The sequence below is a fragment of the Microlunatus ginsengisoli genome (assembly GCF_039537205.1).
Taxonomy (GTDB): Bacteria; Actinomycetota; Actinomycetes; order Propionibacteriales; family Propionibacteriaceae; genus Microlunatus; species Microlunatus ginsengisoli.
Genome location: NZ_BAABAB010000051.1, coordinates 24,552 through 37,188, shown reverse-complemented (window position 1 = coordinate 37,188; position 12,637 = coordinate 24,552). Strand labels below are relative to the sequence as shown.

The 12,637-nt window shown below is 67.9% G+C and carries 12 protein-coding genes; 6 read left to right on the top strand and 6 right to left on the bottom strand.

The window, feature by feature from the left end:
- Positions 1-46 precede the first annotated feature (46 nt).
- The 3 genes from ABD747_RS24765 to ABD747_RS24755 form a co-directional block, all read right to left on the bottom strand.
- Complete coding sequence (locus tag ABD747_RS24765) at positions 47-1,468, bottom strand: glycoside hydrolase family 68 protein (protein WP_344809766.1); 1,422 nt, start codon at positions 1,466-1,468, stop codon at positions 47-49.
- Complete coding sequence (locus ABD747_RS24760) at positions 1,469-2,899, bottom strand: glycoside hydrolase family 68 protein (protein ID WP_344809764.1); 1,431 nt, start codon at positions 2,897-2,899, stop codon at positions 1,469-1,471.
- Between the two features lie 483 nt (positions 2,900-3,382).
- Complete coding sequence (locus tag ABD747_RS24755) at positions 3,383-4,375, bottom strand: LacI family DNA-binding transcriptional regulator (protein ID WP_344809762.1); 993 nt, start codon at positions 4,373-4,375, stop codon at positions 3,383-3,385.
- A gap of 149 nt (positions 4,376-4,524) precedes the next feature.
- On the opposite strand from ABD747_RS24755, the gene ABD747_RS24750 reads away from it, so the two are divergent.
- The 6 genes from ABD747_RS24750 to ABD747_RS24725 all read left to right on the top strand — a co-directional run bounded on the left by ABD747_RS24750 (position 4,525) and on the right by ABD747_RS24725 (position 10,101).
- On the top strand, positions 4,525-5,835 hold the full coding sequence (locus tag ABD747_RS24750; RefSeq protein WP_344809760.1) for an ABC transporter substrate-binding protein: 1,311 nt from the start codon (positions 4,525-4,527) through the stop codon (positions 5,833-5,835).
- 4 nt (positions 5,836-5,839) lie between these two features.
- Entirely contained in the window at positions 5,840-6,817 is a 978-nt protein-coding gene (locus tag ABD747_RS24745; RefSeq protein ID WP_344809758.1) for a carbohydrate ABC transporter permease, read from the top strand.
- Positions 6,817-7,521, top strand: a complete 705-nt coding sequence (locus ABD747_RS24740) for a carbohydrate ABC transporter permease (RefSeq protein WP_344809756.1) — start codon at positions 6,817-6,819, stop codon at positions 7,519-7,521. The genes ABD747_RS24745 and ABD747_RS24740 overlap by 1 nt, the downstream gene beginning before the upstream one ends.
- The gene (locus tag ABD747_RS24735; protein WP_344809754.1) at positions 7,503-7,700 is read left to right on the top strand and encodes an ABC transporter permease family protein; all 198 of its coding nucleotides are present in this window, start codon (positions 7,503-7,505) and stop codon (positions 7,698-7,700) included. Before ABD747_RS24740 ends, ABD747_RS24735 begins: the two co-directional genes overlap by 19 nt.
- A gap of 82 nt (positions 7,701-7,782) precedes the next feature.
- Entirely contained in the window at positions 7,783-8,904 is a 1,122-nt protein-coding gene (locus ABD747_RS24730) for a glycoside hydrolase family 172 protein (RefSeq protein ID WP_344809752.1), read from the top strand.
- Positions 8,905-9,027: 123 nt separating this feature from the next.
- The gene (locus ABD747_RS24725; RefSeq protein WP_344809750.1) at positions 9,028-10,101 is read left to right on the top strand and encodes a LacI family DNA-binding transcriptional regulator; all 1,074 of its coding nucleotides are present in this window, start codon (positions 9,028-9,030) and stop codon (positions 10,099-10,101) included.
- Between the two features lie 33 nt (positions 10,102-10,134).
- Here the strand turns inward: ABD747_RS24725 and phaZ are convergent, their stop codons facing one another.
- The 3 genes from phaZ to ABD747_RS24710 are packed head-to-tail and all read right to left on the bottom strand — an operon-like array spanning position 10,135 to position 12,621.
- Complete coding sequence (gene phaZ / locus ABD747_RS24720) at positions 10,135-10,956, bottom strand: poly(3-hydroxyalkanoate) depolymerase (RefSeq protein WP_344809748.1); 822 nt, start codon at positions 10,954-10,956, stop codon at positions 10,135-10,137.
- Entirely contained in the window at positions 10,953-11,405 is a 453-nt protein-coding gene (locus ABD747_RS24715; RefSeq protein ID WP_344809746.1) for a MaoC family dehydratase, read from the bottom strand. Before ABD747_RS24715 ends, phaZ begins: the two co-directional genes overlap by 4 nt.
- A gap of 31 nt (positions 11,406-11,436) precedes the next feature.
- Positions 11,437-12,621: an acyl-CoA dehydrogenase family protein gene (locus ABD747_RS24710; protein ID WP_344809744.1), complete on the bottom strand. Its 1,185-nt coding sequence runs from the start codon at positions 12,619-12,621 to the stop codon at positions 11,437-11,439.
- Positions 12,622-12,637: the final 16 nt, after the last annotated feature.

Sequence of the window (12,637 nt, the reverse complement as noted above, 5' to 3'; positions counted from 1 at the left end):
CGCCCCTTTCAGCTGAGAACGCGGACGTCGCGCTCAGCCGGCCGGCTCAGTTCCCTGCCATCGCGGGGATGTAGCCGTACGGCAGAATCCTCGTCAGGTAGCTGTTCGCACCGTCGATCCCCAGCTGCAGGGTCGGCGCGAGCGTTCCCCCGAAGCGCGGCCCGTTCGCCGTCGGCACCTGGTCGATGAAGCTCTGCACCATCAGGTTCGGCAGCACCTCGTGACTGTAGTTCTGCTCCGGCGCCTCCGGCGGGTTGCCGAGCACCAGCCCGCTACCGTTCATCGGCTGGTAGTCGCTGCGCAGCGACGAGCCCACGAACCCGTAGACACCGTCCGGCCCGGTCACGCCCGGAGCGTAGGTGAACTTGTGGCTGATCGTGAACAGGTAGTACAAGCCGTTCTTGATCACCACGTGAGGCCGCTCGGTCTGCCGGTTGACGCAGTTTGCCGAGAGCAGTGGAGGAAGCAGCTTCCACTTGGTCAGCGCGGAGTTCGTGGCCACCATCAGGCCGATGTTGCCGGTGAACTTCGTCGACTCCGGATCGACGGTGTGCCCGGGCGGCAGGTTGCCCAGATCCCGCGAGCTGCACCTGTGGCTGCCCGTGACGCCGCCGGTGTTGCCCTCGAACACCGCGTACACCTTCTTGTCCTTGGGATTGCGGAACATGAAGGGGTCACGGAAGGCGTAGTCGTAGGGGGCGATGCCCTGCGCCTGGGTCTGGTAGAACTTGCCGTCCGGCTGCGCGATGATCTTGTGCGAGGTGAAGCCGGTGAACCAGACGCCCTTGCTGTCGGCGTGGATCTTTCCCTTCGAGATCGCCAGCCGCTGCTTGACGTCGAACGGCGGCGTGGTGCGGCAGGTGGATCCACCCCGCTTCGCGCCGACCGTCGTATAGATCTGGCGCACGGTGTTCTTGCCGGTCTTGATCGCCGTGCCGGCCCACTCCATGCAACCGATGCCGCGGGCCTCGTCCATCAACTGGCCGCCGTACTTCCAGTTGTGCCCGTCACGAGAGTAGTAGTAGCCGATCCGCGCGACCCAGTGCCGGTCACCGTAGGGGATCGTGCGCGGGGCGACCAGCGACATGATCACGTGCCAGCCCTTGTAGGTGATCGGCTTGGTGTTCATCCCGGTCAGCGGCCAGGTGTCCCACTGCCACACCTTGTTGCTGATCACCGGAAAGTTCTCCGGGATGATCGGCGTCGTGTTGGTGCTGTCCATCGACACCTTGAGGGCGTCCGAGCGCTTCCACGTCGCGGTGAAGTTCGCCGTCGGTGCGTACGACTTCAGCTTCGCGGCCCGGCTCGCGGTGACGCCGTAGGTCTGCTTCGACGCGGCGACCTCGGCCGAGCTCTGCAGCTTGGGCCCGCGAGGAGCGGCGGAGGGCGCGGCCCCCGCGCTGGCGGCGGTCGCCGCCAGCGCGATGGTCACGACACCGGTCGCGAGCAGGCGAATTGGCCTCCGCATCTACTTCACCGCTTTCATCGACGGGATGTAGGCGTACGGCAGCACCCGGGTCAGGTAGGTGTTCGTCCCGTTGATCGCCAGCTGCAGCGACGGCGCCAGGGTGCCACCGTAGACCGGGCCGTTCGCGCCGGGCACCGTGTCGATGAAGCTCTGCACGATCAGGTTCGGCATCACCTCGTGGCTGTAGTTCTGGATCGGAGCGTCGGGCGGGTTGCCGAGAACCAGAGCGCTGCCGTTGAGCGGCTTGTAGTCCGATCGCAGCGACGGTCCGGCGAAGCCGTAGACGCCGTCCGGTCCGGACAGCCCCGGGGCGTAGGTGAACTGGTGGCTGATGGTGAACAGGTAGTAGGTGCCGTTCTTGATCACCATGTGCGGACGCTCGGTCTGCTGATTGACGCAGTTGGTCGACAGCAGCGGCGGGAGCAGCTTCCACTTCGACATCTTGGTGCCGTTGGTGGCCCGCATCAGGCCGATGTTGCCGGTGTAGAGATTCGCGTCGCTGGACACGGTGTGGCCGGGCGGCAACTTGCCCAGGTCGCGTGCCTTGCACTGGTAGGTGCCGGCCACTCCCGCGGTGTTGCCCTCGAACAGGGCATAGATCTTCTTGTCCTTCGGGTCGCGGAAGACGTACGGATCGCGGAACGCGTAGATGATCGGCGCGCCCTTGCTCTGCTCCTGGGTCTGGTAGTACTTGCCATCGGCCTGCGCGATGATCTTGTGCTTGCGGAACCCGGTGAAGTAGACACCCTTGCTGTCGGCGTGGATCTTGCCGCTGGACATCGCCAGTCGCTGCAGGAAGTCGGTGTTGTTGATCCCGCCGTTGTCCCTGCCGGACGCGGTGTAGAACTGGGTCACCGTGCCCTTGGAGGTGTAGATGGCCGTGCCGGCCCACTCCCGCGAGCCCTTGGAGTAGCCGTCCGGGAACAGGTGCCCGCCGTACTTCCAGTTGCGGCCGTCCTTCGAATAGAAGTAACCGATCCGCGCCTCCCAGTGGCGGTCGCCGAAGAAGATGTTGCGCGGCGCGACCAACGAGAAGATGACGTGCCAGCCCTTGTACGTCATCGGTTTGGTGTCCAGGCCGGTCAGCGGCCAGGTATCCCAGACCCAGACCTTGTCGGTCATCACCGGGAAGTTCTCGGGAATTCGCGGGGTCGTCGTGGTGCTGTCGGGGCGCACCTTGAGGGCGTCAGCCCGCTTCCAGGTGGCGGTGAAGTTCGCTCCCGGTGCGTACTTCTTCGCCTGTGCGACGACCTCGCTGCTGACGCCGCGGGTCTGTTTCGCGACGGGCACACCGGTCGCTCGCTGAGGCAGGACGTCGGGGTGCGCCGGCGCTGCCGGCGCGAGCGACGGGATCGCGGTGGCGGCCAGGGTGATTCCCAGGACGACCGCTGCACGACGCAGCAGCTGCCAGCGGCGTGTTCGTTGGACCATGATCTTCCTTCCGGACGTAGCGGGGATGCGACGAGTCGGCTGAGTCATGCGGCGCGCACGAGGGGAAGGCAGGGTCGCGTAGCGCATTCGCGGCCGCCGCTCGAACGACGCCGGCGGCCGGAGTGGGCCTCTTTCGGTGGGACTGGTGACTGGCGTTTTCGGGGGAGCGCTGTGATCATCACCGACTCTGGTCGGGGCACACGCTAACATCGGGTTTCACAGGCTTGCAACAGTTTCCTCTCATCCTCGGCGGCTACACCGCCCCCCGATCGATACGAATAATCAATGATTCAAGGACTTTTCACGTCATTCATCGGTAGCGGTGACCGTGAAAGCGCGCCCGCTCCCGCGTGGAGTGAAAGATTTTCATCCGTCCGCGCCGCACGATGGGGCCGCTGGCGGATGACCCGCCGACCTATGGCCGCTGCGGCGGATGCAACGAACTTGCGACGAGGCGCCGATCGGCTGCGTCAGGTCTCGGCGTCACACCGAGGCACGCCGGACGAGGGGACAGGGCATCCGCTCGGTGACCCCTCGGGTTTGCCCGGCAGGGTCCAGCAGCACCTCGACGGCCCGCGCGCCCATCTGCCGGTAGGGCAGCGCGACGGTGGTCAGGCCCGGTCGAAGATGGTCGGCGATCTCGGTGCGGTTGTCGAAGCCGACGATCGCCAGATCGTGCGGAATCCGCAGTCCGCGGTCCCGCGCAGTCTCGTACGCACCCATGGCCATCCAGTCGTTCGCACAGAAGATCGCCGTCGGCGGCTCCGGCAGGTCGAGCAGGCTCGCGGCGTGGCGCGTGCCCGACTCCTGCCACCAGTCACCCTCGCGCACCAACGAGTCGTCGGCCGCGATCCCGGCCGTCCGGAGGGCATCGCGATAACCTCGCAGCCGTTCCCGCGAGGCGGGGAAGCGCTCGCTCGGACCGTTGATGTAGCCGATCCGGGTATGCCCGGCCTCGATCAGCGCCCCGGTTGCGGTCGCACCGCCCTGAACGTCGTCGGGGAGGATGGTCGGAAGCAGGTAGCGGTCCGCATCGCTCGGTGGGACGAAGCAGTTCACGAGGACTGCCGGCGCCGCAGCCGCGGCCGGCGGCGGAGTGTACGGCTGGTGGTACTCGGCGGCGAAGATCAGCCCGTCGACCCTCCACTCGAGGAAATGCTCGACCGCGTCCACCGCGGCGACCTCCGACCCGCCGTTGTCGATGATCAGCAGCGTCTTGCCGCGAGCCATGGCGGCATCCTGGGCGCCCTTGACGATCTCCACCGAGTACGGCGTGGTCACGATGTCACTGGTGAGCAGTCCCAAGACGTTGCTCCGGCCCCCGCGCAAGCCGCGAGCCATCGGATTCGGGCGGAACCCCAGTTCGGCTGCCGCCTGCAGGACGCGGTCCCGGGTCTCGTCGGGGATCGCGATGTTCTCGACCCCGTTGAGCACGAAGGACACCGTGGTGCGCGACACACCGGCACGTTCGGCCACGTCTTTCTGTAGTGGCCGTTTCGATCGAGCGGGATTCATGGCGCCCCCATCATGTCATTCGGAGCTTGCTATTGACTCGTGTTACTGACACGAGTTAACGTACAGCAGCCACGTTCCTGATGGAAGCCCTTGAATCTCGGAGGCCGTCGATGACCGCACCTTTCTCCTCCTTCTCCCGCCGCGCCTTTCTCGGCCTCGGCGCCGCGGCGGTGTCGGCCGCGGCACTCGGTGCCTGTGGCGCCGGTGGCCCGGCACCGTCCGGTTCGGGATCGGGCGGAGCGGGAGCGCTGACCGTCCTGTGCGAGGCCGGCGGCCAGGCGGAGCTGACCCCGGTGGCCGACGCGTTCAGCAAGGAGACCGGAACCAAGGTCACCTTCGTGGCGCTGCCGTACGAGGGTCTGTACAACCGGTTCAACACGGAGCTGTCCGCCGGCACGCCCTCGTTCGACGTCGCAGCGATGGACGCGATCTGGCTGCCGACGTTCGCCGGCAAGCTGAGCCCGCTCGACGACCTGTTCACCGACGAGGTGAAGGCGGATCTGTTCCCGTCCCTGGTCACCGGCGCCCAGATCGACGGAAAGTACGTCGGGATGCCGGTCTGGGCGAACGCGGAGATCCTCTTCTATCGCGAGGATCTGTTCTCCGACTCCAAGGAGAAGGCGGCCTTCGAATCGAAGTACGGTTATGAACTCGCCGCACCGACGACCTGGCAGCAGTTCAACGACGTCGCCCAGTTCTTCACCCGCGGCACCGAGCTGTACGGCACCGACGTCAAGGGTGCGGTCGAGACCGAGTGGCTGGCCCACGTCGTGCAGGCCGGCGCCGCCGGGACGGTCCTCGATCCGTCCGGCAAAGTGATCATCGACGATGCGGCCCACCTGTCCGCGCTGACCTTCTACAGCGATCTCGCCAACAAGCTGAAGGTCGCCCCCGCGGGCGCCGCGCAGGTCGACTGGGCCGCCGCTCAGAACCTGTTCAACCAGGGCAAGACCGCGATGACCCGCTTCTGGGCACATGCCTATCGACAGATCCCGAAGGACGCCAGCGTGTACGGCAAGGTCGGCGTCGCTCCGATGATCGGCGGCACCGCCGGAGTCGGCGCAATCCCCGGCCCCTGGTATCTGTCGCTGCCGAGCGAGGGAAAGCAGTCCGAGCTGGCCACGAAGTTCGTCCAGTACGCCTACGATCACAACGAGCTCAGCATCCAGTCCGATCTGGGCCTCGCCGCCCGGATCTCGGCGTTCAAGGCCTACCAGGACAAGGACGGCTACGAGTCGTTCAAGCCGCTGATCGCGACCCTCGACGGGCCGGCCACCAAGGCTCGTCCGCTCACCCCGAAGTGGCAGCAGATCGTCGACACCGTCCTGGTGCCGACCATCCAGTCCTCGCTCAAGCCCGGCGCCGACTATCAAGCCTTGCTGACCCAGGCGCGCGGGAAGGTCGAGAGTCTTGTCGGCTGACGTGATGGCGCCGCCGGCAGCCGGACCGCCCGAGCGCGATCGACCGACGCCGCCCGGCCCGACGCCCGCGTCCGCTGCGCCCGTCGCACGCGGTGGCGCCAGGCTGAGCGACAACGGCTACGCGCTGGCGCTGATGGCGCCGGCGGCCGTGTTCCTGACCGTCTTCGTCGCCTGGCCGGTGATCAGGCTCATCGTCGACAGCTTCTTCGACGTCGACGCGCTTGCCGGGACGAGGGCCTTCGTCGGCGTCGGAAACTATGCCAAGGCGCTCGGCTCGCCGGACTTCCTGGCCGCGGCGGCCCGGACCCTGGTCTATACCGTGCTCGTCGTCACCGCCGAGTTCGTCCTCGGCCTGGCGACCGCCCTGCTGTTCAACGCTCTCGGCGAACGGTCCCGGATCTTCCGGACGATCTTCCTGTATCCGCTGATGATCGCGCCGGTCGTGGCCGGCCTGCTCTGGCGGTTCCTGCTGATCGACAACTTCGGCATCGTCGGAGCGGTCCTCACCCAGCTCGGGATCCTCGACGATCCCAACCAGATCGGTTGGCTCAGCAACCCCGACATCGTGCTGTTCTCGGTTGCGATCCCGGACATCTGGCTCACCACGTCCTTCATGACCCTGGTGCTTTTCGCCGGTCTGCAGAACCTGCCGGGTGACCTGATCGAGGCGGCCCGGCTGGACGGCATCGGCGGCTGGCGCCTGCTGACCCGGATCATGCTGCCCCTGCTGCGGCCCGTGATCGCGGTCGCGCTCATCGTCCGGGGGGTCGACGCCGCCAAGGCGTTCGACGTGATCTTGATCCAGACCAACGGCGGTCCCGAACAGGCCTCCACCACGTTGAGCCTGCTGATCTACCAGACCATGGTCCGCTTCGGCGAGCCGGGACTGGCCTCCGCCATGAGCGTCCTCTACATGATCGTCATGCTCGTCGTCGCGGTCGTCGCCATCGCGACGATCTGGCGACCCGGGAAGGAGACCTGATGTCGTCAGCCGCCCTCAGCGTCGCAGCCGGTCCGCGCCGGTCGCGCGGCTCCGGCCGACACCGCCGCGGCGCGGGCCGGGCGCTGCTCTGGGTCCTGCTGGGCGTGGTGGTGGTCAGCTACGCGTTCCCGTTCGTCTACCTCGCCCTGACCTCGTTCAAGGCACCGATCGAGGCGATCGCCGTCCCGCCGACCGTCTGGCCGAAGTCTTGGAGCGTGCAGAACTACGAGATCGCGCTGTCCACCTTCGGCGTCATCCCGTCGTTCGTGAACAGCATCTCCACGGCGTCGATCAGCACCGTGCTGACCATCGTGCTGGCCGTTCCGGCGGCGTACGCGATCACCCGCTTCAAGAGCCGATCGGGTCAACTGTTCGTCTTCTCCACCCTGGTCACCAGGATGGTTCCGCCGGTCGCCATCGGCATCCCGTTGGTCGCGATGATGACCGCGATCGGTCTCCGTGACACCCCCACCGGACTGGCCCTCTCCCATACCGCGATCGCCCTGCCGCTGGCGATCTGGCTGCTGACCAGCTTCTTCGAGTCGGTCCCGATCGAGCTCGAGGAAGCCGCCGCGGTGGACGGTGCGAGCCGCCTCCGCACCCTGGTGTCGGTGATCATCCCGGTCGTCTCGGGCGGGATCGCCGTCGCGGCGATCTTCGCCTTCCTCGCCTCCTGGACGAGTTCTTGTTCGCCCTGCTGCTGACCGCGGTGAAGGCGCAGACGACACCCATCGTGATCGCCAACTTCCAGACCCAGTTCGGCCTCCAGTGGGGTGCGATGACGGCCCTCGCGATGCTCTACACCCTGCCCGTCGTCGCCGTCACGTTCCTGCTGCAGAAGCGGATCGTCGGTGGACTCACCCTCGGCGCCGTGAAGGGCTGACACACCCGACCAGCTAGCCACCACGACACCGGTGCCCGGTGTCGGATCTCTACCTCTCGACGAACGAAAAGGAACCCATGCCGTGAAGTTCTGGCAACCCAACAGCCCCCTGTCCGGACTGCCGTACCTCAAGCCCGGCCGCTCCGCACGCTCCTCCAGCTATGACCGAACCGGCGGGAATCGAGACTTCGCCGTGGTCGAGCCCGGGGCGACCCACGTGCTCGCCGACATCGACGGCTCCGGCGTGATCGAGCACATCTGGCTGACCACCCGCTGTTACTCGGAGAAGTACCTGCGAAAGCTGGTGCTCGAGATGTACTGGGACGGCTCCCCGACGCCCAGCGTGCGCACCCCGCTCGGCGACTTCTTCGGCGTCGGCCACGCCACCGCCGTGCACTACGTCTCGCTCCCGCTGAGCATGGTCTTCGGTCCCCGCCGCGGGCCGAAGGGCCCGTTCGCCGCGGCCATGAACTGCTACTTCCCGATGCCGTTCCGGACCGGCGCCACGATCGTGCTGCGCAACGAGAGCGATCAACCGGTGGTCAACCTCTTCTACTACGTCGACTACGAGCTCACCGACGAACCCGCACCCGACGACCTCGGACTCTTCCATGCCTACTACCGGCAGGAACGCGAGACCGTTGCCGTCCAGCACGCCGGCGCCGAGGCCGACCCGGCCCCCTGGGACCTGCCCGGGTTGAACACCACCGGTGAGGAGAACTATGTCGTCCTCGACACCGTGGGCAGCGGGCACTACGTCGGTTGCCTGCTCAGCATCGACAATTTCAATGCCTCGAACCAGGTCTACACCTGGCCCGGTGAGGGCGACGACATGTTCTTCATCGACGGCGAACCGTGGCCGCCCCGCCTGCACGGGACCGGCACCGAGGACTACTTCAACGCGGCCTGGGGCTTCCCGAGCGGGCCGTACGCCGGCCCGTACCACGGCATCAGCCTCGGCTCGAGTGTCCAGGAACACTTCGGCACCTGGAGCATGTACCGGTTCCACATCGAGGACCCGGTCCGGTTCAGCACGTCGCTGCGGTTCAGCATCGAGCACGGCCATGCCAACGACCAGAGCAACGACTACTCCAGTGTCGCCTACTGGTATCAGACCGAACCCTCCGCGCAGATCGCGGAACTGCCCGCGGTCGACACCCGGCTGCCGCGACGGTGGCCCGAGCACGGCCTCTGGGACGAGTAGCCGGCCGGCCCGCTCGGTCGGTCCTTACCGGCGCGGCCGCGGCGGGCTGGGTGACCGGGAACAGGCGAGCCCTACGCTTGTCACGTGTCAGAGGAGCGACGAGGTCGAGGACACGGTGGCCGAGTGAGCATCGTCGACGTCGCCGAGCGCGCCGGCGTGTCTCCGGCTACCGTGTCGCGATCCCTTCGCGGACTCGCCAAGGTGTCGCCCGATACGCGGCGGCGGGTCGTCGAAGCCGCCCGCGAGCTGGACTACGTGACACTGTTGCAGGCCAACAGCATCGAGGCCGGCCCGCGGCGCACCGTCGCGGTGATCGTTCCGTACATCACGAGGTGGTTCTTCAGCACCGTCACCGCAGGTGCGGTCGACCTGCTTCGAAGCCAGGCCTACGACGTCATGCTCTACCACCTCGGCAGTGCCGACGTCCGGGACCAGTTCTTCGAGCGGGTGCCGCTGGACGCCCGCGTCGTCGGCATCCTCACCCTCTCGATGCCGCTGACCGAGGAGCACACCTTGGCCCTCCGGGCGCTGGACCTCCCCATGGTCAGCGTCGGTACCCGGGTGCCCGGGTCTCCGTCGGTCGGCATCGACGAGGCGGCCGCCGCGACGAGCGCGATCAACCACCTGCTGCACCTGAGACACGAGCGGATCGGGCTCATCTCCGGCACCGCCGACGACGCCCGCTTCGGCTTCGTCTCCTCAGCGGCCCGGCGCCGTGGCGCGGAACGGGCCCTCGCCGCAGCCGGCCGCCCCCTCGACCCCAGGCTGGTCGCCGACGGGTCCCACGGACTCGAGGGTGGTGCGGCGGCGATGGCCAAGCTGCTCAGCCGGTCGACGCTCCCGACAGCCGTGTTCGCCGAGTCCGACGAGCTGGCCATCGGCGCCCTCTGGGCGCTGCGGCGGGCCGGCCTGGCGGTGCCGGAGGACATGTCGATCATCGGCGTGGACGATCACGAGATGGCGGCGATGCTCGATCTGACCACGATCGCCCAGAGCGTTCCCGAGCAGGGTGAGGTGGCCGCGGAACTGCTGATCCAACTCCTCGACGGCACCGCCGGCGACGACGTCTGCGAACCGGTCTTCCTCCCGACCAGGCTCGTCTTGCGCGCCAGCACGGCGCCACCACCCAGGCCGAGACGCACGACGGCGCCCGGCCCGGGCTCGTCGGGAAGAGGCCGCGCCTCGCGTACCGGCTGACCACGCGCCGCTACGCGGGGATCGGGTGGTTCGTCACGGTCGAAGAAAGGCCGAGACGGCGGGACCGAGCTCGTCGGCCCGGGTGATCAGTCCGAGGTGGCCGTCGTCGTAGACGATCAGTTCGGCGCGGGGGATGCCGGTGCGCAGCAGCCGGGCGTTGGCCAGCGGGATGATCGGGTCGTCGGTGCCGGCGAGGATCAGGGTCCGCTGCCGGATCAGCGGCAGGACGGGCAGGCTGGTCCAGCCCAACCCGGCGAGGAGTTGGAGCCGGTACCCGCGCCGGGTGCCGACCCGGGAGTGATCATGGAGCAGGGTCCTCGCCAGCTCGGGCTCGGATCGGAGCCGGCCGCCGTACAGCTCGGCGGCGACGGCGGCGGCGTAGGCCGGGTCGCGGTAGCGCCGAGGGGTGATCATCTTCGCCAGCACCGCCGGTCGCGCCGGCACCATCAGTGCGCCGGTTCCGGTCGCGACGAGGACGAGGCGGCGGCAGCGCCGACGGTACTGGAGGGCGATCTGCTGGGCCAGGCCGCCACCCCAGGAGATGCCGAGAACGTCGAAGCGGTCGTGGCCGAGCCGGCTGAGCAGCCGGTTCAGCAGCCGGGCCAGGCTGCTGAACCGGTACGGCCGCCGCGGCAGGGGGGAGCCCCCGACGCCGGGAACGTCGAAGCGGATCACGGTGATCCGCTGGTCGACGGCATCGACGAACGGCTGGAGCAGCTCCAGGCTGGCGCCGATCCCGTTGCACAGGAGCAGCGGCGGGCCGGCGGCAGCTCCGGGCCGGACGCAGACGCGGAGGTCCTGACCGTCGACCCGGATCCGGCGCAACTGTTCGGTCGGCCGCGGCGGCCGGGTCATGTGTACAGCACGACGAGCTCGGCGACGCAGGCCGGCTTGGTCGCACCCTGGATCTCGACGGTGAGCGCGTAGCAGGCCTCGATCATCTCTCCCCGTCGGCTCGTGGCGCCGAGCCGGACGTGGCCGCGGACCTTGGCGCCGACCGGCACCGGGTTCGGGAAGCGAACCTTGTTGGCGCCGTAGTTCACCGCGGCGCCGATGCCGCCCACGTGGATCACCTCGGTGAGCATGGTGGCAGCCAGCGACAAGGTGAGATAGCCGTGCGCGATGGTTCCGCCGTAAGGACCGCTCCGGGCCCGATCGGCGTCGACGTGGATCCACTGGTCGTCTTCGGTGCACTGGGCGAACTGGTTGATCCGGTCCTGGCTGATGGTGATCCACCGGCTGACACCGAGATCGGCGCCGGGGTCGACGGCGAGCAGGTCGGCGGCTCGGGCGAAACTCGTCATGATCATCTTCCTCTCGGGTTCCACACCGTGCTCAGGCGAAGGCACCGACGCCGGTGATGCTGCGACCGACGATGAGGGTCTGGATGGTCTCGGTTCCCTCGTAGGTGTGCAGTGCCTCCATGTCCGCCAGGTGCCGCATCACATGGAAGTCCAGCAAGATCCCGTTGCCACCGAGCAGGTCGCGAGCCTCGGCGATCACCTGACGCGCCTTGCTGGTGTTGTTCATCTTGGCGATGGCCGCGATCGTGTCGGTCAGCGCACCCTCCTCCTCCAGCCGGCCCAACCGCAGGCAGTAGAGCTGCATCGAGCACACCTCGGCGAGCATCTTGACCAACCGGTCCTGGACGATCTGGAACGACACCAGGGGCTTGCCGAACTGGCGACGCTCCGTGCAGTACGCCACGGCGACCTCGTAGGCCGCGGTGGCGTGCCCGAGCGCGGCCCAGGCGACCCCCGCCCGGGTGCCGGCCAACACCCGGCCGGTGTCTTTGAAGCTGTTCGCGTACGGCAGCCGGTCGGCCTCGGGGACCCGGACGTCGGTCAGCGTGATCTGGGCCTGCCAGACCGAGCGCAGTGAGCCCTTGCCGTCGATCCGGCGGGCATCGTAGCCCCGGGTATCCCGTTCGACCAGGAAGCCCTTGACCTGCCCGTCGGCGACGTCGCGGGCCCACACCACGATCACGTCGGCGATGGTGCCGTTGCCGATCCACTTCTTCTCGCCGTTGATCGTCCAGCTGTCGCCGTCGCGGCGGGCGGACGTCTCCAGGGCGACCGAGTCCGAACCGTGGTCGGGCTCGGTCAGGGCGAACGCGCCGATCTTCTCCAGCCGGGCCATCGCGGGAAGCCAGCGCTGCTTCTGCTGCTCGGAGCCGAGCTTGGCGATGGACTGCATGGCCAGGCCCGCCTGAACGCCGAGGAAGGTGCCCAGGCTCCCGTCGCCGCGGTTCAGTTCCATGCTGATCAGGCCGTTGGCGATCGGGCTGAGCTCGGGACAGCCGTAGCCCGCGATGCCGTCACCGACGATGCCCAGCTCGGCCAGCTTGTCGATCAAGGGTCGGGGGAACTCGGCCCGCTCCCAGTAGTCGTTGATCACCGGAAGAACCTCGTCGTCGACGAAGCGCCGGGTGCGGTCCAGGTAGTTGCGCTCGGTCGGCGTGAGCTGATCGGCGATCTTGAAGTAGTCGGTGCCGCGGGAACGGCCGAGGTTGTCGAACATGGACGTGCTCCTTTGC